Origin of the sequence: Nocardia sp. NPDC050413, from assembly GCF_040655475.1 — a bacterium.
Classification (GTDB): domain Bacteria; phylum Actinomycetota; class Actinomycetes; order Mycobacteriales; family Mycobacteriaceae; genus Nocardia; species Nocardia coubleae.
In genome coordinates, this window is sequence record NZ_JBFAJZ010000013.1 from 1 (window position 1) to 22902 (window position 22902).

General features: G+C 67.5%; 21 protein-coding genes and 1 rRNA gene. 12 read left to right on the forward strand and 10 right to left on the reverse strand.

Annotated features, from left to right (window positions below; all coding sequences use genetic code 11):
- Positions 1-77, reverse strand: a 16S ribosomal RNA gene (locus AB0I19_RS24785); the annotation flags it as partial.
- A 536-nt stretch (positions 78-613) separates the two neighbouring features.
- Between AB0I19_RS24785 and AB0I19_RS24790 the strand changes: the two genes are divergently transcribed.
- Positions 614-1192, forward strand: coding sequence for an ElyC/SanA/YdcF family protein (locus AB0I19_RS24790; RefSeq protein ID WP_357151574.1), 579 nt, complete (start codon positions 614-616; stop codon positions 1190-1192).
- Between the two features lie 12 nt (positions 1193-1204).
- Here the strand turns inward: AB0I19_RS24790 and AB0I19_RS24795 are convergent, their stop codons facing one another.
- Positions 1205-1906, reverse strand: a complete 702-nt coding sequence (locus AB0I19_RS24795; protein WP_357151576.1) for a hypothetical protein — start codon at positions 1904-1906, stop codon at positions 1205-1207.
- 61 nt (positions 1907-1967) lie between these two features.
- Here AB0I19_RS24795 and AB0I19_RS24800 point away from each other — a divergent pair, with 61 nt between their 5' ends.
- Positions 1968-2222, forward strand: coding sequence for a hypothetical protein (locus tag AB0I19_RS24800; protein ID WP_067487404.1), 255 nt, complete (start codon positions 1968-1970; stop codon positions 2220-2222).
- Between the two features lie 78 nt (positions 2223-2300).
- Positions 2301-5645: an AAA domain-containing protein gene (locus AB0I19_RS24805; RefSeq protein WP_357151578.1), complete on the forward strand. Its 3345-nt coding sequence runs from the start codon at positions 2301-2303 to the stop codon at positions 5643-5645.
- On the opposite strand, the gene AB0I19_RS24810 is transcribed toward AB0I19_RS24805, so the two are convergent.
- Positions 5627-6682 (reverse strand): class I SAM-dependent methyltransferase, encoded by a 1056-nt coding sequence (locus AB0I19_RS24810; protein ID WP_357151580.1) that lies wholly within the window; start codon positions 6680-6682, stop codon positions 5627-5629. The two genes, AB0I19_RS24805 and AB0I19_RS24810, sit on opposite strands and share 19 nt — an antisense overlap.
- Positions 6683-6842: 160 nt before the next feature.
- On the opposite strand from AB0I19_RS24810, the gene AB0I19_RS24815 reads away from it, so the two are divergent.
- Entirely contained in the window at positions 6843-7157 is a 315-nt protein-coding gene (locus AB0I19_RS24815; protein WP_357151582.1) for a hypothetical protein, read from the forward strand.
- Between the two features lie 24 nt (positions 7158-7181).
- Here AB0I19_RS24815 and AB0I19_RS24820 read toward each other — a convergent pair whose 3' ends face one another.
- Both AB0I19_RS24820 and AB0I19_RS24825 read right to left on the reverse strand, forming a co-directional pair.
- Positions 7182-7631 (reverse strand): PTS glucose transporter subunit IIA, encoded by a 450-nt coding sequence (locus tag AB0I19_RS24820; RefSeq protein ID WP_357151584.1) that lies wholly within the window; start codon positions 7629-7631, stop codon positions 7182-7184.
- The gene (locus AB0I19_RS24825; protein ID WP_357151586.1) at positions 7628-7858 is read right to left on the reverse strand and encodes a PTS glucose/sucrose transporter subunit IIB; all 231 of its coding nucleotides are present in this window, start codon (positions 7856-7858) and stop codon (positions 7628-7630) included. The genes AB0I19_RS24820 and AB0I19_RS24825 overlap by 4 nt, the downstream gene beginning before the upstream one ends.
- A 174-nt stretch (positions 7859-8032) precedes the next feature.
- Between AB0I19_RS24825 and AB0I19_RS24830 the strand changes: the two genes are divergently transcribed.
- The 4 genes from AB0I19_RS24830 (at position 8033) to nagB (ending at position 13755) form a co-directional block, all read left to right on the forward strand.
- Entirely contained in the window at positions 8033-9358 is a 1326-nt protein-coding gene (locus AB0I19_RS24830; protein ID WP_067642367.1) for a PTS transporter subunit EIIC, read from the forward strand.
- A 6-nt stretch (positions 9359-9364) separates the two neighbouring features.
- Complete coding sequence (ptsP, locus tag AB0I19_RS24835; protein ID WP_357151588.1) at positions 9365-11029, forward strand: phosphoenolpyruvate--protein phosphotransferase; 1665 nt, start codon at positions 9365-9367, stop codon at positions 11027-11029.
- Between the two features lie 663 nt (positions 11030-11692).
- The gene (locus AB0I19_RS24840) at positions 11693-12976 is read left to right on the forward strand and encodes an amidohydrolase family protein (protein WP_357151590.1); all 1284 of its coding nucleotides are present in this window, start codon (positions 11693-11695) and stop codon (positions 12974-12976) included.
- A complete protein-coding gene (nagB, locus tag AB0I19_RS24845; RefSeq protein WP_357151592.1) occupies positions 12976-13755 on the forward strand; it encodes a glucosamine-6-phosphate deaminase in 780 nt (259 codons plus the stop codon). The genes AB0I19_RS24840 and nagB overlap by 1 nt, the downstream gene beginning before the upstream one ends.
- A 2-nt stretch (positions 13756-13757) precedes the next feature.
- Here the strand turns inward: nagB and AB0I19_RS24850 are convergent, their stop codons facing one another.
- Positions 13758-14399, reverse strand: coding sequence for an HD domain-containing protein (locus AB0I19_RS24850; RefSeq protein ID WP_357151594.1), 642 nt, complete (start codon positions 14397-14399; stop codon positions 13758-13760).
- A gap of 71 nt (positions 14400-14470) precedes the next feature.
- Positions 14471-15136, reverse strand: coding sequence for a methyltransferase domain-containing protein (locus AB0I19_RS24855; protein WP_357151596.1), 666 nt, complete (start codon positions 15134-15136; stop codon positions 14471-14473).
- 98 nt (positions 15137-15234) lie between these two features.
- On the opposite strand from AB0I19_RS24855, the gene AB0I19_RS24860 reads away from it, so the two are divergent.
- Positions 15235-15816 carry a TetR/AcrR family transcriptional regulator gene (locus AB0I19_RS24860; protein ID WP_067487372.1) on the forward strand — a complete coding sequence of 194 codons (582 nt, stop codon included), beginning with the start codon at positions 15235-15237 and terminating at the stop codon, positions 15814-15816.
- Here AB0I19_RS24860 and AB0I19_RS24865 read toward each other — a convergent pair.
- Entirely contained in the window at positions 15749-16045 is a 297-nt protein-coding gene (locus tag AB0I19_RS24865; protein WP_067487369.1) for a hypothetical protein, read from the reverse strand. The genes AB0I19_RS24860 and AB0I19_RS24865 overlap by 68 nt on opposite strands.
- A 134-nt stretch (positions 16046-16179) precedes the next feature.
- Between AB0I19_RS24865 and AB0I19_RS24870 the strand changes: the two genes are divergently transcribed.
- The 3 genes from AB0I19_RS24870 (at position 16180) to AB0I19_RS24880 (ending at position 19508) form a co-directional block, all read left to right on the forward strand.
- Positions 16180-17133 carry a nitronate monooxygenase gene (locus AB0I19_RS24870; protein WP_357151598.1) on the forward strand — a complete coding sequence of 318 codons (954 nt, stop codon included), beginning with the start codon at positions 16180-16182 and terminating at the stop codon, positions 17131-17133.
- A 37-nt stretch (positions 17134-17170) separates the two neighbouring features.
- Entirely contained in the window at positions 17171-17725 is a 555-nt protein-coding gene (locus tag AB0I19_RS24875; protein WP_357151600.1) for a TetR/AcrR family transcriptional regulator, read from the forward strand.
- A 73-nt stretch (positions 17726-17798) separates the two neighbouring features.
- Positions 17799-19508: an alpha/beta fold hydrolase gene (locus tag AB0I19_RS24880; RefSeq protein WP_357151602.1), complete on the forward strand. Its 1710-nt coding sequence runs from the start codon at positions 17799-17801 to the stop codon at positions 19506-19508.
- On the opposite strand, the gene AB0I19_RS24885 is transcribed toward AB0I19_RS24880, so the two are convergent.
- The gene (locus AB0I19_RS24885; RefSeq protein WP_357151604.1) at positions 19505-21157 is read right to left on the reverse strand and encodes a CocE/NonD family hydrolase; all 1653 of its coding nucleotides are present in this window, start codon (positions 21155-21157) and stop codon (positions 19505-19507) included. The genes AB0I19_RS24880 and AB0I19_RS24885 overlap by 4 nt on opposite strands.
- 186 nt (positions 21158-21343) lie before the next feature.
- Positions 21344-22780, reverse strand: coding sequence for a type I glutamate--ammonia ligase (gene glnA, locus AB0I19_RS24890; protein WP_067487357.1), 1437 nt, complete (start codon positions 22778-22780; stop codon positions 21344-21346).
- Positions 22781-22902: the final 122 nt, after the last annotated feature.

Sequence of the window (22902 nt, forward strand, 5' to 3'; positions counted from 1 at the left end):
GGGCCTTACCGCTCGACTTGCATGTGTTAAGCACGCCGCTAGCGTTCGTCCTGAGCCAGAATCAAACTCTCCGTTGAAGACTCACGAAACACCCCAAAGGGGTGAATCAGAAATATCTAACTAGAGTCCGAAAAATCTAGCAAAGCGAACACCAGCAAAAAAAGATTCGCTGTTGTTCAAAATGTCCAACCTCCACGACCGGGGGGTACGCGAAGGCTGGAACCAATAAAATATTGGCACTGACATTCATCGACACACTATTGAGTTCTCAAAGAACACACGCACAAACATCCACCCGGTGAAAGGCTTCAGTGAGGCAAGGGTTCGTACTGTAGCTCAGACCTTCGACCGGACGCAAATCCGGAGAACCTCTGAACACATGATCGGTCAGGCGCTCATCGTCCTACCTCGTTTCCCTGTACCGTAGCTGGCCCTGTCGGACCAGCTCTTCGGCACCGGGTCGGTGTCCGTGTCGCTCTGACTGGAATAAAGTTACGTGGCTGGAATTCCGATGTCAAATTCCCTAGTCAGGCCGGGTTTCGAACCACAACAATGGGAGGGTCGCGCGTTGAGCGAGGAACGTAGTGGAAGGCGGCGGCGGTTACGTCGCGTTATGAAGGCCGGCGTGGTGTTGGCGAGTGGCGTGGTGTTGGTGACGGTATGTGCCAATGCGGCCATGTGGATGTTGTCGTCGGGGCATCGCAGTGATGTGGCCGGTGCGCCCACTGTTCCGGTTGTCATTGTTCCCGGTGCGCGGGTCGCGCCGGACGGTACGCCGATGGCATACCTGCGGGGGCGCCTTGATGTGGCGATCGAATTGGTCGCGGCGGGGAAGGCGCGCGAGATCCTGCTGTCCGGGGATGCCGGCGGGACTTCCGGCGACGAGATCGCGTCGATGCGGCGTTATCTCCTCGAGCACGGAGTGGATCCGGGCATCGTGCGAGCGGATGGGGAAGGGCTTTCCACGCGGGAGACCTGTGAACGGGCGCGGTCGATGTTCGGGGTGAAGCGCGCCGTCATCGTCAGCCAGTACCAGCATCTGCCGCGGGCGGTCGCGCTGTGCCGGGCGGCGGATATCGACGCCGACGGGGTGGTGGCCTATTGCGATTGCCGGCGGGCCACCGAGGTTCGCAACAACATCCGGGAGTGGTTGGCGGCGCCCAAGGCGGTTGTCGAGATGATCCTGCGCTGATCTGCCAAAGGGTTATCGGCGCAGGATTGCTGCGAGCCCGGCGCGAAGTCGATCCAGCAGCGTCGGACGGTCGGGTGTTTCCGCAGGGATGTGCGACTCGGGCGGGGTTTCATTCACCCGGCCGGCCCGCGGGTACACAGGTGCATAGGGAGGGCCCGCCAGCAGGTTTCGGCATCCTGTGCGGATCTCGTCCCAGATGATCGCGGCATCCAGGCCGTCCTCCAGGCTGATCTGCATGGTGTAGAAGTCCCAGGCCAGTTCCTCCAACTCCGGTGGTTCGGGCTCGGGACGCATCGTCAGCTCGAACAGATCGGTGAAGATCAGGCGAAGGCACTCGTCGGCGTCTCCTTCGTCGGCCAGTAAGGCGACGGCGTTGCGATTCGCGCGCCTGAGCCGGACAGCTACCTCCCGTTCGCGCCAACCCCCGAGGTGAACGATCTCGAGTTCGGCGAGCGCAGTGCGGAACAGTTCCGGGGCGTCGCGGCAATCGGTTCGGTGCAGGCAGGCGAGTTCGATCAGCGCCGGGGAATCGACCCCTCGCGCCAAAGCCTCGGCGCCGATCATCGTCAGATGTGACTCGTCCAGCTCGCCGACGGCGAACAGGTCTGCGGCGCGGTTCAACTCGTCCATCGGGTCAGCGTGCGGTTCCGGGGGTTCGGCCGTCAACGCAAATATGGACCGGACTCGAGGTTTCTGTGGAAGGGGTTCGGTCAACCCTCTCGTCGGTCCGCGACCGGATGGACCGATTCCGATCACCGCAATTCGAGGAGAGCTAGTGCGCATCGTCAAAGCTGTTGGGATCATGCTGGCCGTTGTGGCCGCCACGGCGGTGGGGGCCGGTTCGGCTGTCGCGGAACCGGAGTCCAAGGAGAACATCTACATCGACGTCAACGTCCTCGGCTGCTCGATCGGCGCCGGACTCGGTGGTGACGTGCTGGTGGCACTCACCGGCGGAGGCGGGTCGAGCGCGATGGTGAATTCGTCGCTGGCGGCGCGGCTTCGGGCCGCCGGGTGCCTGCCTCGCCTGTAGGACCAGCGCCGATGGTCTCGTCGACGGCGACGGGACCATCGGCCTACCGTGCCCGTGCACGCGCCATCACGTACCGTGGTGCGAGTTGTCAGCATGCTGGCCGACGGAATGGGGTGCATCGTGAACGGGTCCGAGCATGCCGCGCGGCTCGTGCGTTTCTGGCGGACCGTCGAACTGTTCGGTCCGCAACTGGTACCGGAGGTCGGCGTCTGCCGCGAAACCGGTGCGCTGGTGGTGGAACTCGGCGCGGACGAACCGGCACCGTGGGAAGACCTCACCGCGCTCCCCGCGCTGCAACCGGGCCGTGTATGGCAGTTCGTGGTGTTCGGCGGGTTGTTCGAAGTGGGGCGTGCGCGTGAATCGCTGATGCGCGCCTTCGGGCGGGACGAGCTCGAGGCGGACGCGCGACAGTCCGGAACCACAGCCACTTTCGCGGTGACATTGAGCGATGACGGCATGGTCGTCGAGGGATCGGCGACGCTGTCGGGGCTGGCTTGGGCGATCAACCGGTTGCGCTCCCCCGGCCCCGCCGACCCGGGGTGGGCCGACGGGTTCGAGCACGATTCCTCGGCATTCACTGCCGCGTTCGACCTGCTGACCACCGAGGTTCCGAGTGTCGACCCGGAAGCCGACGATCCCGGCCCGCGTTGGCGTGCCTTGGATGTGGTCGGTCGTGGCGTCGGCGCGTCGCTGATCGCGGCGGGTGCGGACGGTGTCGTTTCGCCGGGGCTGGCGGGGATGTCGGCCACCGCGTTCGTGCGCGGCGTCATGGCGAACGAGGAATTCGGTACGCCGCTGGTGACCGGGCGGGCGTTGCAGACGTTCGCGGGGGATCTGTGTGGGGCGCTCTCGATCCGGTCCGAATTACGGGCCGGCGGGGTGCGGGTGGCGTGCGTGCAGGTCGCGGCCAGGGATGCCGACAGCACGGCGGCCGAGGATCGGCTCAACAGCGGTCTGGGCGTGGAGCTGCGTGCGCTCGCCGCGGCGGTCGAGCGTGGGGACGTCGGCGCAGCGCTGCGGGACTACCTCGCGGCGAGTGAAACCTTGCCCATCGATCAGCGGATCGACGTTCGTCAACGGCAGGACGTGATGGTCGAAGGGCTACTGCCCCAGCGAGTGCCGGACGGGCGGTGGCCGGGTGACCCGCTCGTCGCTGGCCAGCAGTTCGCGGTAGATCAGGCGATGAGCGAACTCCGCGACAGCGCGGGGGTTTTCGCCGTGCACGGCGCGCCGGGCACCGGAACGACGACGATGCTGCGAGACCTGCTCGCGGCAATCGTGGTCGAAAGAGCGGAGCGGCTGGCGACTTTCGACGACCCGATGGATGTGTTCACCGGTGTCACCGAGCAGGTGCAGGTCGCCAAGAACTACACCGTCGGCGCGCATCGGCTCGCCCCCGAGATGACCGGGTTCGAGGTGGTGCTCGCCACCGGTAGCGACCGGAGTGCCGCCGATGTGGTGGCCGAGATCCAGCACCGCGACGCGATCGACTCCGACGTGCGGATCAACCACTTCGGCGAGCTGGCCGAATTCGTCAGCGGCGAACCCGCGTGGGGGTTGATCGCCGCGGCGCTCGGCGGGGCGAGAAGAACCTTCGGCGAGCAGTTCTGGTTCGGCGACCGCTTCGCCACCGAACGCAAGGCGCACGCCGGTTCGGCGGGAATGCTCGATCTGCTCAAACAGGCCGAGGCGGACCCGGATTCGGTGCCCGACTGGCAGACCGCCGTGCGCGACTTCGAGAGCAAGCGCGAGCACGTTCGAACACTCGCACAGCAACGTCAGGACGTGGCCGACGCGGTCGCCGAGCTACCTGCGATGAACGACGACCTGCTGTCGCTGTCGGCGGAGATCGCCAATGCCGATGCGGCACACGCGCACTGGCGCGCGCAGCATCAGCAGGCGACCGAACAGCTGCGTGCGGCGCAGGCCACGCATCATCGGGTCAGCACGTTGCTCACCGAGCACGGCGGTCGCAAACCAGGGTTCGCGGAGTCGTTGTCGACCGGGTTCCGGGCGGGGCGGCGGTGGAGTGCGCGCTCCAACGAGCTGTTACGCGAACGGCACGACGCCGAGGCGGAGATGCGGCGCAGGCAGGGCGAGGTCGACCACGCACGTGAGCAGTGGGCGCAGGCAGCCGAGCACGGGCGCACCCTCATCCGCGACCACGTCGCGTTGACCGAGCGGCGGGCACGAGCACTCGACATCATCGAAGCGGCGCGTGAGAACTGGTCGGAGACAATTCCTTTCGGTGACGTCGCCGCTGACGACGAGCAGTTCCAGCTGTGCAATCCGTGGGCCGACGAGCAGTACTCGACGGCTCGGCGTGAGCTCTTCCTCTCGGCGCTGCGGCTGCATCGGGCGCTACTGCTGAACGCCGCGCCCCGGGTGCGCGACAACTTGATCGTGGCGATCGCGCTGATCCGCGACGAACTCGCGGTGGCGCCGAAGCCGGAAACCATCGCGGCCGCCTGGCAGACACTGTTCCTGGCGGTGCCGATGCTCACAACGACGTTCGCCGCGCTGCCCAAGTTGTTCGCCGGGCTGGGGCGTGAAGCGCTCGGTTGGTTGTTCGTCGACGACGCGGGCCAAGCCGCGCCGCAGGCGGTGGCGGGGGGTCTGTGGCGTGCGCGCCGGGCGGTGATCGTCGGTGATCATCGCCAGCTGGGACCTGTTGTGACGCTGCCGACTTCGGCGCAGGAGGCGCTGGTTCGCCAGTACGGGCTCGATGCTGAGTGGATGCCGGATCTGGCCTCGGCGCGGCAGGCGGCAGATCGTGGCGTGCGGTTCGGGACCTGGCTGACACCCGCCGATTACGACCGGCCGGTGTGGGTGGGAACGCCGTTGCGGGTGCATCGGCGCAGCGATCTGCCGATCTTCGAGCTGACCCACCGGATCGCCTACGACGACGACCTGCTCGTCTTCGGCACGCCCGAGCGGCCCGACTTCCCGGGGCACGATCGGTGGATCGATGTGAGATCCGCACGCGCCGAAGGGAACTGGATCCCCGGTGAAGGTGAGGCGCTCGGTGCCTTGCTGACGGAGTTGCGCGAGGACGGGGTCGCGGCCGACGACATCCGGGTGGTCAGCCCCTTCCGCGATGTCGCCGACGGTGCGCGTCGCGTCGCCCGCGAGGTACTCGGAGACGAGTTCGCCGCCGCCCAGGTGGGCACGATCCACGGCATGCGTGGAAACTCGGCCGAGGTGGTCGTGCTGGTACTCGGCACCTCACCCGCTGCGGGCGGTTCGCGGCGCTGGGCCGCGGCCAGTCCGAACGTGCTGAACGCGGCGGTGTCGCGGGCGCGGCGGCGGGTGTACGTGATCGGCAATTACCGATTGTGGAGCAGCCAGCGGTATTTCGACGTGCTCGCCCGGCATTGGCCGGCTGAGTCCGATCAGCTGGTCGCTCAGACCGTCAACCGGTAGAACCGCCAGAAGCCGAAGTTCTCGATCGGCAGGATGTCGAGGGTGGTGAAGCCCGCCTTGTGCGCGTACTGCTCCAGTTGCTCGGCGCGCATCACGGTTCCGGTGCCCGCCGAACCGGGGTGTGCCATGCCGTCCGGCAGGCAGACGAGCAGGCTGAAGCCGTACATGAGGCGGTCGACATCGCTTGCGGGAGAAGCGAAGTCCGGGTCGACGGCCTCGTCCATCACGATCACCACCCCGCCGGGACGCAGCGCACGTCGTACCGCCGACAGCACCTCGATCGGGTACGGCATGTCGTGCACGCATTCGAAGGCGAAGACGACGTCGTAGGTCGATTCCGGAAGGTCGGTCGTGACGTCGGCGTGGTGGAAGTGGACGCGGTCAGCGAGGTCGGCGGCGTTGGCGGTGGCCATGGCGATCGACGGCGGGTCGATGTCGTAGCCGTCGACCCGCAGGTCGGGGTAGGCGCGGGCGAGGGCGATCGAGGACCAGCCGCCGCCGGAGCCGATATCGGCGACTCGGGCGCCGGGAGCCGACAGCAGGGCATCGATGTCGGGGACGGTGGCGAGGTCGGCGGCCAGCCGGTGTTCGAACCAAGGACGGTTCATGTCGGCTTGGGATTCGCGCACGTCGGCGCCGTATTCGGACCAACCGACACCGCCGCCCTCGCGATAGGCGCGCACCAGGGCGGGGAGCTGGACCGCCGCACCAGCCAGCATCCGGGCGAGCGGGGCGAGGTAGTCCAGGCTGTTCGTGTCGGTGAGCACCTCGGCCGCGCCGGCCGGGAGTGCGAAGCGGCCGTCCGGCGTCACCGTGAGGATGCCTGTGGCCGCTTGCTGTTCGAGCCATTCCTGCGCGTATCGGCGGTCGCCGCCGGCGCGGGTGGTGAGCTCGGCCGCGTCGGCGGGGCCGGCGGCCAGCGCCGAGTACCAGCCGAGCCGGTCGCCCAGATGGATGGCCAGGATGTCGACCGTGCCGAGCGCCGCCTCGAACAATCGCTGCGCGAACTGCTCACTGGTCTGCTCCACTGCGCTCACTTGGGTCCTCCCGGTTCGATGTAGGCCCGAACGGCCCGCTGACAGGAGAACGGACAAGGAAACGTCACGGTTCACCATGCGCCCAACGATTCGATCTCACCGCTGTCGGTTGCCGCCTGTTTGCGAGAGGCTGGGCAGAGTTCCCAGGATCGGAGTCGTCATGAGGCCGAGCTCATTTCTCGGACCAGCCGTTTGTGCCGCGATAGCTCTCGCTGTCGTCCTTCCGGCGCAAGCCAGCGCTGATCCCGTCACCGATCTGCTGTGTAACAGCGGATCGAGTCAGTTCTGTCCACCGCCACCGCCGCCGCGCGAATGCCATCCCTCCTACGATCCGTGCGTTCCGATCGCCCCCGATGTCGACTGTGCGGGCGGCAGCGGGGACGGGCCCGAATACACGGGCCCGGTTCGAGTAATCGGCCCCGACGACTATGGGCTCGATGCCGACGGGAACGGGATCGGCTGCCAGAACAGCTGATTATCGGCTGTCTTCGAAGTGCCGTCAGGGTGTATCGAACAGGCGTGCACCGGGTTCCACGACTGTGTCGATCGTGTCGGGACTGATGGAGTTCTTCGGGGAGTCCATTACGACGATCGGGCAGATGATCGGGTTGCCGGTGGCGGCGATCTCGGTGGGGTCGAAGGTGACGATGGGGGTGCCGGTCTCGACGGTGTCGCCTTCGGTGGCGTGGAGGGTGAAGCCTTCACCTTTGAGTTTCACCGTGTCGATGCCGAGGTGGACCAGGACGCCGACGCCACCGCCGAAGACCACGAAGGCGTGGGGGTGGAGTTTGAGGAGTTTGCCGCTGATGGGGGCGGTGACAGTGAGCGGGCCTCGGGTGCGGTCGGGGTCGACGGCCACGCCGGAGCCGACCAGTTGATCGGCGAAGACCTGGTCGGGAACTTGCGACAGCGGGATGACGCGGCCGGCGAGGGGGGCGGTGACGTTCACAGGATGTCCCCGATGTCCTCGGCCAGCGTGTCGGCTTCGGGGCCGACGACGACCTGTACGACGGTGCCCGACTTGAGGACGCCGTGGGCGCCTGCCGCCTTGAGCGCGGCCTCGTCGACCTTGGTGCCGTCGCGCACCTCGGTGCGCAAACGGGTGATGCACGCCTCGATCTCGACGATGTTCTCCGCGCCGCCCAGGCCCTGGACGATCGCTTCCGCTTTGGACATGTGTTCTCCCTTTCCGCGGTGGTAGCCGGTTCCAGTATGGGAGCCTCGGTTGTGCGCCACGTCATATTTCACGGTTGACATCCGTCGGCCACCTGGTCAAACTGACAACTGGTTATGACCGGACAGTACCCGTCAGAGCCACTGGTTCACAACCGCTGGACGAAGAAGGTCGACATGACTGCCGTTACCGACAGCCCCAAGCAAGAATCCAAAACATTCGCGGGATTGCAGCGCCTCGGGCGCAGCCTGATGCTGCCCATCGCCGTGCTTCCCGCGGCGGGCATCCTGTTGCGTCTCGGCCAGGACGATCTACTCGGCCGCTTCTCCGCACTGGAAAGTGCGGCGTCGGTGATCTCGGCGGCGGGTCAGGCGGTGTTCACCTGGTTGCCCCTGATCTTCGCCGTCGGCATCGCCATCGGGTGGGCCAAGAAGGCCGACGGGTCGACCGCGCTGGCCGCGGTGGTCGGTTACATGGTGATCGACGGGGTGTTCAAGGCGATGTCGCCGATCGTGCTGGAAGGCAAGACCGACCCCAAGGGCGCCCAGGCGCTGATCAACTACGGCGTGCTCGGCGGCATCGTGATGGGTCTGCTTTCGGCGATCCTGTGGCAGCGGTTCTATCGCACGAAGCTGCCCGACTTCCTCGGGTTCTTCAACGGCAGGCGACTGGTTCCCATTCTCACCGCCGTCACCGGTCTGGTGGTCGGTGTCGCGATGGCCTTCCTGTATCCGGCGTTCAACTCGGCGCTCACCTGGGTCGGTGAGGCGGTCGCGGACAACTCGGTGGTCGGTGGCGGTGTCTACGGCGCGGCCAACCGGTTGCTGATTCCTACCGGTCTGCACCACATTCTGAACTCCACGGTCTGGTTCCTCGTCGGCGATTACACCGATGCTTCCGGTCAGCTGGTGCGCGGCGACCTGAACCGATTCTTCGCAGGCGACCCGAGCGCTGGCACCTTCATGACCGGCTTCTTCCCGATCATGATGTTCGCGTTGCCCGCCGCTGCCTTCGCCATCTGGCGCAATGCGCGGCCGTCGCAGAAGAAGCTGGTCGGCGGCATCATGCTCTCCACCGGGCTCACCGCGTTCGTCACCGGCATCACCGAGCCGCTCGAGTTCTCGTTCATGTTCGTGGCGTGGCCGCTGTACGTGGTGCACGCGATTCTGACCGGTACGTCGATGGCGCTGGTCAACGCGCTCGGTATCCACGACGGGTTCACCTTCTCGGCGGGTGCGATCGACTATCTGCTGAACTTCGGCAAGGCGACCGATGCGTGGCTGCTGATCCCGATCGGGCTCGGGTACGCGCTGGTGTACTACCTGCTGTTCAGCTTCGTGATCAAGAAGTGGAACCTGCGCACGCCGGGCCGCGAGGCGGAAACCGATGACGAGGTCTCCGGCGTGGCCGAGGCGCAAGCCGAACCCGTAGCGGCGGACAGCGGCGATACTCGAAACGATGGAACCGAGACGAAGCTGGACAAGAAGCCGGAAGGTGAGTGACGCCCGATGCCGGAACAGGTGATCCGTGGGCTCGGAGTCAGTCCCGGGGTGGTGTGTGCGCCGTGGTTGCGATTCGGTTCGCAACTCGAGACCTCCGCGCAGGACCCGGTCGGCGGGCCACCCGACGAGGAACTGGCCCGGGTGAAAGCGGCGCTCGCGGGGGTGGCCGACGAAATGGCCGCCAGGGCGTCGCGCGTGGACGGTGTTGCGGCGGAGATCCTTTCGATGTCGGCGACGATGGCCCGCGACCCGGGCATCGTCGCCGCCGCCGAGAGAGAATTGAAGGCGGGAATGCCGACGGCACACGCCGTGCACCTGGCGTTCGAGGGGTTCTGCGCCAAGCTCGAGGCGCTGGGCGGGTACATGGCCGAACGTGCGACCGACCTGCGCGATATCGGCGGGCGAACCATCGCGGTGCTGCTCGGTGAACCGATGCCGGGCATCCCCGAACCTGGCTTTCCGTTCGTGCTCGTCGCGCGCGATCTGGCGCCGGCCGACACGGCGATGCTGGGCGGCAGTGATGTGGTCGGCCTGCTCACCAGTGAAGGCGGGCCGACCAGTCATACCGCCATCCTGGCGAAATCGCTCGGTCTGCCCGCTGTGGTGAACTGCCCGCAGACCGACAAGCTCGTCGATGGCGCACCGGTGTTGCTCGACGGGTCGACCGGTGAAGTGGTGATCGACCCGGGCCCCGAGCGCCAACAGGCGGCGGTCGAGCAGGCAGCCGCCGACAAGGCGCGGCTGGCGGCGGCCAGTGGCCCGGGGCGCACGGCCGACGGCACCCCGGTGCACCTGCTGGTCAATATCGGCACCGTCGACGACGCGGTGAAGGCGGCGCCGGTCGACAGTGAGGGTGTCGGCCTGTTCCGTACCGAGTTCATGTACCTCGGCAAGGCGTCGGAGCCTTCGCTGGACGAGCAGACCGCCTCTTACACAGCGGTTCTCGAACAGTTCGCGGGCCGCCGCGTGGTGGTGCGCACGCTCGACGCGGGCTCGGACAAGCCGCTGCCGTTTCTCGATCTCGGGACCGAGGAGAATCCGGCGCTCGGTGTGCGCGGATTGCGGATCGGGTCGGTGTTCCCGGAAACACTGGCCACCCAGCTCACCGCCTTGGCTCGCGCAGGCGAGGCGACCGGTGCCGATCTGTGGGTGATGGCGCCGATGGTCGCCACGGCCGACGAGGCGGCCGGATTCGCGGCGCTGGCAAGAGAATCCGGGGTGCGCAAGGTCGGAGCGATGATCGAGATCCCGGCGGCGGCATTGCGGGCGGCCGATCTGCTGGCGCACCTGGACTTCGTGAGCATCGGTACCAACGACCTCAGCCAGTACACCTGTGCGGCGGACCGGATGGCGGGCAGCCTCGCGCAGCTCCTCGATCCTTGGCAGCCGGCGGTGCTCGACTTGATCGCGATGGTCGGCGCTGCGGGAACGGCATCGGGCAAGTCTGTCGGTGTATGCGGTGAGGCGGCGTCGGATCCCCTGCTCGCCCCGGCGCTGGTCGGGCTCGGAGTGACGAGCCTGTCGATGTCGGTACCCGCCTTGCCCGCTGTCCGAGCTGCCCTGGCAGGGATCGACATTCAGCGTTGTCAGGAAGCGGCCGACGCGGCGTGCGCCGCGCGTGGGCCACAGACGGCACGTGAGGTGGTCGCGGCGATCGTTGGACGGGCATGAGGTGGTGACGGCGGGGTCGAGCGGCTCGGTGGTCGCTGCGGCTGCGCGCGGGGTGCGACGTTCGGCCGCCGACAGCGTGGTGGCGGCCGTCCCCTTGGCAGCGGGGATGTCGCTGATCGGGCCTCCAGTTGCAACCAAGTCACCGGCAGGGCCGCCGCCTCCGGTCGGGGCGGGCGGACCCCAGGCAGCAACGGTGCCACCGGCCAGGCGGCCAGCGGCGGTCGTGGCAGCCGAACCAGTAGCAACTGCGTCACCAGCCGGGACGCCATTTTCGGTCGTTGCGGCCATGTCCCCGGCAGTAACGATGCCATCGGCCGGGGCGCCGGTTGCGGTCGTGGCAGCCGAGCTTCCAGCAGCAAGGCTGTCCGCGATCGCGCAACCAGCGGTAGCGGGACACCCGCTCACGGTAGTGGCGGGCACGTTCCCGGCAGTAACGGTGCAACCAGTCGAACCGTTGGCCGCGGTCGTGGCAGCCGAGCTTCCGGCAGCAGAAATTTCAGTGGTCGGGCCAGCGGCGGGGATAGTGGCCGGCGCATGCCGGGCAGTGACTCCGCCAACGGTTGGACCGCTGCCGACGCGCTGGTCGATCATCAGCCCGCGGGGTGCCGCGGTTGCGGGCAGGCCGGTATCCGACGGTGTCGTGAGAGGGCAAGGTGGGTCGGCATGACTGCCTTGCGGGGGTGCGTCGTCGGGGCGGGTGAGGGTGAGATTGCCGATGGTGTGGTCGAATTCGATGGGGCGACGATTACGTGGTTTGGAGAGGCGGCGAGATATCCACGGCAGCAAGATCTTCCGGAGGCCACGGATGACCTTGTGCTGCCCGGGTTGATCGACCTGCATTGTCACGGTGGGGCCGGGTTCGGGTTTCCCAATGCTGACGGGGCGGGGGCGCGGGTTGCGGCGGCGCATCATCGCGCGCACGGCACGACTGGGTTGCTCGGCAGCTTGGTGTCGGCGGCGCCGGAGGTGTTGGTCGAGCAGGCGGCGGTGCTGGCGGATCTGGTGGACGACGGGGAGCTGCTCGGGGTTCATCTCGAGGGGCCGTTCATCAATGCGGTGCGGTGTGGTGCGCAGGATCCGGCGGCCATCGTCGCCGGTGATCCGGTGCTGTTCGAGCGGATCTACCGGGCGTCGCGCGGGACCGTCCGGTCGATGACGTTGGCGCCCGAAACCGCGCACTTCGGCGAATTGCTGGCCGCGATGCGCGAATACGGTGTACTGCCGAGCCTGGGACATACCGATGCCGACGCGGCGACGACGTCGGCTCGGATCGCCGAGTGGCTCCACCCGCGTGGAACAACCGAGCAGGCATCCGCACGGCGAAGCCCCGATACGGCTCCGCAGCCTGTCGAGAGCTCCGGAGCGACTCGAACCGACGCCCGTGGGCCAGTGCGGTTCGGTGGCGAACCGATCACCGCCACCCACCTGTTCAACGGGATGCCCGAACTGCATCACCGCAGGCCCGGACCCGCTGCCGCCTGCTTGGCCGCCGCCGGCCGCGGCGAGATGGTTGTCGAGTTGATCGCCGACGGTGTGCATCTGGCGCCCGAGACCGTCGCGATGGTGTTCGACACCGTCGGCGCCGACCAGATCGCCCTGGTATCGGACGCGATGGCGGCCGCCGGGATGAGCGACGGTGATTACCGGCTCGGCGCCCTGGATGTGCAGGTGCGACACGGGATCGCCCGCCTCGCCACCGAAGACGGTTCGCCGGGCGCTATCGCGGGCGGCACGGCGACACTGCTCGAGGTGGTGCGGTGGTCGGTGGAGCATGCGGGTATCCCCCTCGTCGATGCGGTCAGGGCTGCCACGCGCACGCCTGCGCGGGTGCTCGGGCTCGAGGCCGAGCGCGGCACGTTGCGGGCGGGTGCGCGGGCCGATGTGCTCGTGGTCGATCGGCAATGGCAGGTGCGACGGGTGTTCGTCGCCGGAACGGAAGGAAGCTGATGGAAATCGTGATCCGCGCGGACGAACACGAAGTGGCCACCACGGTCGCCGATATCGTCGGCGGCTATGTGCGCCAGGGCAACGCGATCCTCGGCCTGGCGACCGGGTCGTCGCCGCTCGGCAGTTACCGGGAACTGGCGCGCCGCTACCGCGAGGGTGAACTGGATTTCACCACGGCCAGTGGGTTTCTGCTCGACGAGTACGTTGGGCTGCCGAAAAGCCATCCGCAGTCGTACTTCTCGGTGATCCGGTCGGAATTCGTCGATCATGTGAACCTCGATCCTGCGCGTGTGTTGAGCCCGAACGGGGAGGCGGGCGACATCGCGGGCGAAGGCAGGCGTTACGACGCCGCGATCGCCGCCGCCGGCGGGGTGGACGTGCAGCTGCTCGGAATCGGCACCGACGGGCACATCGGCTTCAACGAACCCGGTTCGTCGCTGACCTCACGGACCAGGGTGAAAACGCTCACCGAACAGACCCGCCGGGACAATGCCCGGTTCTTCGACGGTCCCGACGACGTCCCGCACCATGTGCTCACCCAAGGGCTCGGCACCATCCGCGAAGCCCGGCACCTGGTGATGATCGCCCTCGGCGCGGGGAAGGCCGACGCCATCGCGGCGGCCGCCGAGGGACCGCTGTCGTCGTTCTGCCCGGCCTCGGTGATGCAGTGGCATCCGCATGTCACCGTGGTGATCGATGAAGCCGCCGCGAGCAAGCTGAAGCTGGCCGACTATTACAAGTACGCCCTCGCGAACAAGCCTGTGTGGCAGTCGTTCTGAGGTCAGGCGCGTTCGGCCAGGATGCGTTCGGCTTCGCCGGGGTCGCAGTCGAAGGCTGCGCGCACGGCGGCCACCGCCCGTGTGTGTTCGCCCGCCGCGACGAGCCGGTCGATCTCGGCCCATCGCGCGGACGGCGCGGCCACCTCGGGGCCTAATCGGCGGTCGAGACGTTCCCACATGCGGGCGACCGTCGGGTCGTCGACGAGCAGTCCGCCGAGATGCGCTTTGAAGGTGGGGTGTTCGGTGCGGTACATGCCCATCCAGCTGGAGGCGGGCGGGCTCGCCTCGGCATTGGCCGTGCGGTCGGCGAGTTTGAGGATCACGGCGCGGGGGTGGGCGGCAATCTTGGTGTAGGCGTCCAGGTTCCGGGCCTTGCGGTCCGAACCCACACCGGTGACCGCCCAGACCAGATCGAGAACCGCACGCCCGAAACGGGATTCGACCTCTTCGGCGGTGACCGGGGTGTCCTCGATGACGTCGTGCAGCCAGGCCGCCACCGCGAGATCGCCGCCGAAGCCGAAGTCGTCGAGCACACCGCGCACGGCCGCGAGATGGGCGACGTACGGCCGCTCCCCATAACGCTGGTCACCGTGCGCCGCGACGGCGAATTCCCGTGCCTGCGCTTCGCGCTGATCGAACTCCATGCCACACCCCCGTGCTCGATTGCGAACCTGTTGCCCCGACCCTAGCCGAGGCCACCGACAAGTCGGGCCGATCAGCGCTGAGCGGCTCCGGATGCGGGTTTCACACAGGTGAGAATGCCGGTCTGATAACGGCTCTGGGTGTAGCCGAGCTCGGTGAATCCGATGGCCGCCAGCTGGTCACGGTAGCGGCGGATATCGACAGCGTCGAAGCCGCCGAACATCGGTGCGAGCAATCTGCGCATTCGCGGCGACGGCGAGGCATCGGCGAGCAGCAACCTGCCGCCGGGACGCAGCACACGCCACATCTGCGCCAGCGCCTCCGGACGGTGCTGCTCCGGGATGTGATGCATGACGAAAGTACTTGTCACCACATCGAATTCGGCATCACCGAAAGGCAATCGCTGCGCGGGCCCCTGCTCGTAGCGGTGATGAGGAGTGCGGTCGCGCCGCCGGTTGTCGTCGATGGCGGCCGCCGACGGGTCGACACCGACAGCGGCACCGGTCGAGCCCGTCGCGACACCGAGAGCGCGGACGAGTTTTCCCGGACCACAACCGATATCGAGCACATGGTCGCCGGGGCGCACCCCTGCGGCCGTGACGAGTTCGGTGAGTAGCGCGCGATGCCTGCCGAGGAAGAACACGCTGGTGAACAAGTTGTAGCGGCGCAGGCCCGCGATGAGCAGACCGGTGTCGCCGTCGTCGACGAACATGGGAGTGAGAAGCTGATTTCCTGTCATGAACCTATGGTCGGGCGAGGTCGTGGCCGCGACCAGGCGCAAGATGTGGCGATCTGTCCGTTTCCGCACAGATCCGGGAAATCCGTCCGGGAGGCACGATGTCCGAGCACACCGATCGCCGCGTCCGGCGCACCCGCGACGCCCTGCACCGCGCGCTGATCGAGCTGATGATCGAGCGTGGCTACGAGCGGGTGACGGTGAGCGACATCATCGAACGCGCCGACGTGGGGCGGTCCACCTTCTACGCCCACTACCGGGACAAGGACGACCTGCTGCTGGTGAGCTGCACCGAATTCCTGCGCCGCGAGATCGCGAACACCGCCGCCGGGGCCTCCCCACTCGGCCGGCTTCGGGTGCTGTTCCAGCTCGCGGGCCGGTATCCAGAGGTGTACCGGCCGCTGGTGGGGCCCAAGGCGGCGACCACCGTGATCCACGCCTACCGGCGCGGATTGGCGGAGCTGATCGCCGAACTGTTCGGTGATTGGCCCGCGACCACCGTCGCCTTCGTGTCCTGGGGGCTGCTCGGCGTCACCGCGGAGATCATCGACCCGGCCGATCCGCTGCCCGCCGAGCGGGCATGGCAGCAGTTCGAGAAGCTGGTGGCGACCGGGATCAGTGGCGGCGCAGATCCGGCCACGGCGGACGGCGCAACAGGGCGAGCGCCAGGATCACGCCGGTGAGCAGACCGATCCACTCCCCCAGTTGGGCAATGCGATTGGCGTCGACCGCCGGTGACCAGTGCGCCCGGCCTTCGTGAATGACGAAGATGCCGACGGGCCGTGCGGGCCTGCCGAATCCGCCGCCGCGAGCGACGGTGATGACGGTGGCGCCATCAGCTGTGTCGGTAGGTTCGCCGAAGACTGTCGGCGGTTCGGTGATGGCCTGTTCCAGTCGATCTCTGATCGTCATCCGGACCCCCGTTGGTGTCGATGCGGCAGTGCCGTCGAACATACGCGCACTGGCCGACAGGTCGCGTTCGTTCGGGCTGTCATGATGGGAACTGCCGCGCCCGGCGCCCGTCCGGGACGAGAGGAGCCGCGCCGATGACCCCCGATCCGGTCCTGTCCACCGCCTGGTCGCGCGCGCTCGGTCTGCGGGTCCCGATCGTGAACGCGCCGATGGGCGGCGCGGCGGGTGGACGGCTCGCGGCCGCGGTGACCGAGACGGGTGGGCTCGGCATGATCGGGATGGGCAGTGCCGGTTCGGCGCAGGCACTGCGCCGCGAACTGAGCGAGGCAGGCGGCGCCCCGGTGGGGATCGGGCTGGTCGACTGGGTACGCACACGCGAAGCCGACCTGCTCGACACCGCTCTCGCCGCCCGGCCACGGGCGTTGTCGATCAGTTTCGGTACCGATTTCTCGTGGGTGCCCGAGGTCCGAGCGGCGGGCATTCTCGCGATCACGCAGGTCTACGACGTACCCGGCGCACATCGAGCACAGGAGGCCGGCATCGACGTGATCGTCGCGCGCGGCAGCGAAGGCGGCGGGCACGGCGCCGACCGGCTGGCGCTCATGCCGCTGCTCGACGCGGTGCTCGACATCGCGAGCGTCCCGGTGCTCGCCGCGGGCGGCATCGGTTCCGGACGGACACTGGCCGCGGTTCTGGCCGCCGGGGCGTCGGGCGCGTGGCTCGGCACCTGTCTGGCCGCCGCCGAGGAGTCGCTGCTGGGTGAGAACGCACGGCGGGCCATGCTCGCCGCCGATTCCACCAGCACCGTGGTGACCACCGAATTCGACGAGGCACTCGACCTGCCGTGGCCGCCGATCTATCCGGCGCGGGTGCTGCGCAACGAATTCACCGATCCGTGGACCAGGGCCGATGGCGACGAGAACCCGCCCGGTGTCGATGACCTGCGTGCGGCCATCGCCGCCGACGATCCACGCATCGCACCGGTCGACGCGGGTCAGGGCGTCGGGCTGGTCACGCATGTGGAACCGGTCGCCGAAACCATCGCGCGCCTCTGCGCTGAAGCCACCGAGCTGCTCACCGCAGGCTGACCTTGCAAAAATATGTTGACCGGTCTAGTTTTGTCTCGTGGGTACAAAGGGAGCCGAAACCCGGTGCAAACTGATCAGGACCACCAGGTCGCTGATCGAATCGCGCGGCTACTTCGGCACCGGACTCAAGCAGATCGTCGAGGACAGTGGGGCGCCACGCGGATCGCTCTATTTCCACTTCCCCGGCGGTAAGGACGAACTGATCTCGGCGGCACTCACCGACAGCGGCACCGAGATGGCGCAGCTGATCCGCACCATCGAGGCCGCCGACTCGCGGGAATTCGCCCACACCATGCTCCGGCTGCTCGGCGATCAACTCGAAGCCTCCGACTGGACCATCGGTTGCCCGGTGGCGGCAGTGGCACTGGATACCGCATCGACCAATGATGCTGTGCAACAGACATGTTCGGCCACCTACCGCCTCTGGGAGGACGCCATCCGGGAGCGACTGACCGCGTTCGGCCACCCCGAGCCCGAACGCCTCGCCACGGCGGCACTCGCCCTGATCGAGGGCGGACTGGTGCTGGCCAGAGCGCACCGCGATCGTCGACCACTCGATCAACTGGCCGACACCATCGACCTCCTCGTCTGACCCCGCAGCGCCCGCGGCGGGGCTCTTTTATCGCCACAAAATATGCCAATCGGTCTACTGAAAGTAGGACATCATGGTTCATACCGATTCGATCGTTTTCGGGGCGGCCGGATTCATCGGCCGCTCACTGGTCGCGGAATTGCTGCGCACCGGGCACACCGTCACAGCCGCCTTGCGCGCCGGCAGTGAGCAGCGTCTGTCCACATGGCTGAACGAGCAAGGCGTGGACACCACCGATCTGACGATCACCACGACCGATATCGCCGAACCTGATCTGGCACTGGGTGACTCGATCGAAGGGGTACGCGATGTGTACAACGCGGCCGCCTTGATGAAGTTCGGGCTCGATGCCGACGTGGCGCGTCGGGTCAACCTCGACGGTGCGCTGCACGTGCTGGAATGGGCGGCGCGACAACCGGATCTACGCAGAATCGTGCACATCACCGGATATCGCGCCGAGGCCGGGCACACCGACTATCGTTCCGGCGCCTACGAGGCTTCGAAGGTCGAGGCCGATGCGCTGCTGCGAAAAGTGGCTGCTGACAAGGATATTCCTCTGACCTTCGCCAACCCGTCCGGTGTGGTCGGCCCCGGTCAGTTCTTCGGGCTCGCAGACCTGATCGACTTGCTGTGGCGCGGAAAGTTGCCCGTGCTGCCGGGATCGGCCGACACGTTCATCCCGGTCGTCGACCTGGACTACCTCACCCGTTTCATCGTCGGCCTGCCCACCCTGCCCGACACAGAGGGACGTTCCTACCCCGTCCTCGACGCCACGACCCCGAATCTTCCCGAGCTGATCCGCCTCGTCGCCGATCACTTGCATGTCCGCGCACCGCGCTTCACCGTCCCTGCCGAAATCTTGCGGCGGCTGCCACGGGCACTCACCCAGACCGATCCCGAGACGCTGTCGTTCATCAGCAGCGACCGATACGACACCTCCGCCAGCGACGAAGTCGCCGCACGACTGGGAATCACGCAGCCACCGGTCGGCGATCTCCTGCGGTCCTACGCCGACCGGATCGTCGCCACTCGTAACGGTGTCGTGGAGACGACGCGGGCAGCCGGTTTCCGCACGGGAACCTGGCTGAGTGGCGATCATGCCGACCCAGATTATGTGCTGTTGCACGGCATTCCGCTCGACAGCGATTCGTGGGCCGATCTCGCCGATGCGCTGGAAGGTTCGGTTCTCGCCGCGGATCTGCCCGGACTCGGCCGCTCGGCCGCGTCGGGCATGTCGACAGCCGAGTGGATCGACGACCTGCTCGCGCCGGTACGCAGCACGCCCGTGCTCGTCGGGCACTCCCTCGGCACCGGTGCCGCCGTCGAATACGCGCTGCGCCACCCGGATCGGGTTCCGCGACTGGTGCTGATCGCACCGTGGTTCCTCCAGTCACAGCTGCCGTGGATTACCGCTTCGCCCGTGGCTGCCGCTGTCGCGAAGCGGCTTCCGGCCGCGAAACTAGCCGCGCGCCTTGGTATTCCGAACGGCACGGCGGTCGCGTCGGCGGTCGCGGGCCTGCGGCGCAACGGGGTGGCTCAGCGTACGTTCGCGATCATGCGGTCGGTACGCCAAGATCGATACCGTGCCGACCTGGCCGCGAAACTCGCCGAGGTCCGGGTTCCGGTCGACATCGTCGTCGGTGCCGACGACCCGCTGACGCAGCCGACCGCCCACCGGGTCACCACCATCGCCGGTGCCGGGCACTACCCGCAACTGACCCATCCCGACCAGGTCGTCCGCGTGCTCGAGGGCTCGGAAAAGGCTATCTCCCAGCAGGTTTAAGCAGGCAGTTCGACCCGCAGGGCCGGATCATTCAGCAACGCCTGTCCGAGTTCGACGGTTTCGGCACCCCGCCACCGCGCATGCCAGGTCGGCACACCACCGGACAGGTTCAGCTCGCGGGCGGCGGTGAGCAACGGCAGTTCCACCCGGGCTGCCTCGACGGTGACCCGCGCATTGGTCGGCGTATGCGACCACACGTCGTCGACCACATCGGTGATGCGCACGCCCAACCGATGCCCGACAGCCAACCGCGCGTCCTGCCACAGCAGCCGGACCTGGGTTTCGGTGCGAACCGGGGCGATCCCCCGGCTCATCACCGTGGCGCGGCCGTCGGGCGCGATGTCGTAGAGCTCGAGCGCGACCGTCGCCTCGGGCGGCCCGGACAGCGTCAGGGACGCGGTGGGGCGGCCCGCCAGGTGCACCGGCTGGGTGACCGGATCCGAGATGGACCAGATCTCCCGGTCGGCGCCGGGCAGCAGACCACGATCGACATAGGTTCCGGTGCGCAACTGGACCGTCGTGCGACGCGTGTCGACCGGCGGCCACACGTCTTCGCTGCGCCACCCGCCGTCGAACTGGCCGACGGTGACCGGCGGACCGGGCACCTCGACGTCGGCGCCGGCCACGTGCCGGTCCAGGAATGCGTACAGTTCGGCGGCGAAATGCGGTGTGCCGCACTTCTCCCGGCAATCGGAGTGACCCCACTGTCCGAACCAGGCACGATGCTCGCCCGGGCCCCGCGCTTCCCAGGCCTCGATGACCCGGTCGGCGCGGGTATTGGCGTCGAGGAAGCCCTGGCCGAGGAACAGCGGGGTGGTGTTGCCGCGCAGGTCCTCGACCATGTCGCGCTCCCGCCAGCCGGGGTCGGAGCCGTTGTGGTTCATGGTGAGCCCGAGGTAGCTGTCGGCGCAGGCCTGGGTCATCTGGACGGCGTTGGCTTTGTACTCGTCGCTGTCGGCCCAGTGACCGGGGGTCGACGCGATGGCCAGGTGCTCACCGCCTGCCATGTCGGCGGGGCGCACACCGTCCTCGGTCAGCGGTTTGCCGCCGAACTTCCACGAGGTGCCCTGCATGTACAGGTACGAATACGGGTCGACGACCGGGGCGAACGCCGCGACCGCCGCGAGCCCCTTCGGCTTCTCGGCCAGCGCCATCATCCCGGTCCAGCCCTCATAGGAGGTGCCGACCATGCCGACCCGGCCGGTCGACCACGGCCTGCTCGCCGCCCACTCGACCGCCGCGACCACATCCGAGCGCTCCCCCGGACCGCCGTAATCCGGGCAGCCGTTGGACCCGCCGAAGCCGCGCAAATCCACGATCACGTAGGTGTACCCCGCGCGCAGCGCCCACTCGACCGGCAGATTCTCCGTCGACGGGCCACCACCCGGGCGCGGCACGCTCAGGTACGCCAGGTGCGCACGGTACGGACTCGCCGTCAGCAGGACAGGGGTGCGGGCGTCGGCCGCCAACCCGGCTGGCCGCAACACATCCGCATGCAACCGAGTGCCATCGGCAGCGGTGAAATACTCCTGGGTCCAGCTGAACTCGACCTCGATCGGTGGCTCATCCGCCGACACCGGCGCCGCCGCGACACCGAACACCAACGCCACGCCGACCACGGCCCGAGCCACCACAACACCCCATCGCACCCGAGCACTATGACCGCTACCGCCCACCCCGTCCAGCCCCGACATCCGGGGGCGCACAATCGACCGGTCACCGGCGGCGGACCACCACAGACGAAAGTCCCCTCCGACGGTGCCGGAGGGGACTTTCGAACTGCGTACCAGCTGCGGACCGAACGGGCCGATCAGGCCCGTTCGCACAGGTCAGGCTTACACGTCGTAGTAGAGCTCGAACTCGTACGGGTGCGGACGCAGGTTCACCGGCGCGATTTCGTTGTCGCGCTTGAGCTGGATCCAGGTCTCGATCAGGTCCTCGGTGAAGACGTTGCCTTCGGTGAGGTAGTCGTGATCCTGCTCGAGGCGGTCGATGACCGTCGCGAGGCTGGTGGGGGCCTGCGGGATGTTCTTGGCCTCCTCGGGCGGCAGCTCGTAGAGGTCCTTGTCGACCGGAGCCAGCGGCTCGATCTTGTTCTTGATGCCGTCCAGGCCGGCCATCATCATGGCGGCGAAGGCCAGGTACGGGTTACCCGAGGAGTCGGGCGCGCGGAACTCGATGCGCTTGGCCTTCGGGTTGTTGCCCGTCACCGGGATACGCACGGCAGCCGAACGGTTGCGCTGCGAGTACACCAGGTTGATGGGGGCCTCGTAGCCCGGCACCAGACGGTGGTAGGAGTTGACGGTCGGGTTGGTGAACGCCAGCAGCGACGGGGCGTGGTGCAGGATGCCGCCGATGTAGTGACGCGCCAGATCCGACAGGCCGCCGTAGCCGGCCTCGTCGTGGAACAGCGGCTTGCCGTCCTTCCACAGCGACTGGTGCACGTGCATGCCCGAGCCGTTGTCACCGAAGAGGGGCTTCGGCATGAAGGTGACAGACTTGCCTTCCTGCCACGCGGTGTTCTTCACGATGTACTTGAACAGCTGCAGGTCGTCCGCAGCGCCCAGCAGGGTGCCGAACTTGTAGTTGATCTCGGCCTGGCCGGCGGTGCCGACCTCGTGGTGGCCGCGCTCGAGCTCGAAGCCCGCGTTCTGCAGGTTGGTCGAGATCTTGTCGCGCAGGTCGACGTAGTGGTCGTACGGGGCGACGGGGAAGTAACCGCCCTTGTTGCGGACCTTGTAGCCGAGGTTGCGGCTGCCGTCCGGGTTGAACTCCTTGCCGGTGTTCCACGAGCCCGAGATCGACTCGATCTCGTAGAACGAGCCGTTCATGCCCGAGCCGTAACGGATGCCGTCGAAGATGTAGAACTCCGCCTCGGCACCGAAGTACGCGGTGTCGGCGATACCGGTCGAACGCAGGTACTCCTCCGCCTTGCGCGCGATGTTGCGCGGGTCGCGGGAGTAGGCCTCACGGGTGAACGGGTCGTGCACGAAGAAGTTCAGGTTGAGCGTCTTCGCGGCACGGAACGGGTCGATCCGGGCGGTGCTGAAGTCGGGGAGCAGGAGCATGTCCGACTCGTCGATCGACTGGAAGCCACGCACCGAGGAACCGTCGAACGCGAGACCCTCTTCGGCCAGGTCGGCGGTGAACGCCTTGGCCGGGATCGAGAAGTGCTGCTGGACGCCGGGAAGGTCCGAGAAACGGATATCGACGTACTCGATGTCCTGTTCCTTGATGTACTGGATGACCTCTTCGGCCGTGCTGAACGTCACTTGTTCTCCTTACGGATCGGTTCCCAGCCCGTCACGATGCGTGGGTTCGTCGCGACCTGACGTTATGGACGCGGTGTTTCCCTACAGTCAAGGCTGTGTTTCGCCAGTGTTACGCGCATGCC

Coding starts and splice junctions, on each gene's coding strand:
- AB0I19_RS24790 (WP_357151574.1), top strand. CDS start 614: ATGAAGGCCGGCGTGGTGTTGGCGAGTGGCGTGGTGTTGGTGACGGTA.
- AB0I19_RS24815 (WP_357151582.1), top strand. CDS start 6,843: ATGAGGCCGAGCTCATTTCTCGGACCAGCCGTTTGTGCCGCGATAGCT.
- AB0I19_RS24825 (WP_357151586.1), bottom strand. CDS start 7,858: ATGTCCAAAGCGGAAGCGATCGTCCAGGGCCTGGGCGGCGCGGAGAAC.
- AB0I19_RS24830 (WP_067642367.1), top strand. CDS start 8,033: ATGACTGCCGTTACCGACAGCCCCAAGCAAGAATCCAAAACATTCGCG.
- ptsP (WP_357151588.1), top strand. CDS start 9,365: ATGCCGGAACAGGTGATCCGTGGGCTCGGAGTCAGTCCCGGGGTGGTG.
- AB0I19_RS24840 (WP_357151590.1), top strand. CDS start 11,693: ATGACTGCCTTGCGGGGGTGCGTCGTCGGGGCGGGTGAGGGTGAGATT.
- nagB (WP_357151592.1), top strand. CDS start 12,976: ATGGAAATCGTGATCCGCGCGGACGAACACGAAGTGGCCACCACGGTC.
- AB0I19_RS24850 (WP_357151594.1), bottom strand. CDS start 14,399: ATGGAGTTCGATCAGCGCGAAGCGCAGGCACGGGAATTCGCCGTCGCG.
- AB0I19_RS24855 (WP_357151596.1), bottom strand. CDS start 15,136: ATGACAGGAAATCAGCTTCTCACTCCCATGTTCGTCGACGACGGCGAC.
- AB0I19_RS24860 (WP_067487372.1), top strand. CDS start 15,235: ATGTCCGAGCACACCGATCGCCGCGTCCGGCGCACCCGCGACGCCCTG.
- AB0I19_RS24865 (WP_067487369.1), bottom strand. CDS start 16,045: ATGACGATCAGAGATCGACTGGAACAGGCCATCACCGAACCGCCGACA.
- AB0I19_RS24870 (WP_357151598.1), top strand. CDS start 16,180: ATGACCCCCGATCCGGTCCTGTCCACCGCCTGGTCGCGCGCGCTCGGT.
- AB0I19_RS24880 (WP_357151602.1), top strand. CDS start 17,799: ATGGTTCATACCGATTCGATCGTTTTCGGGGCGGCCGGATTCATCGGC.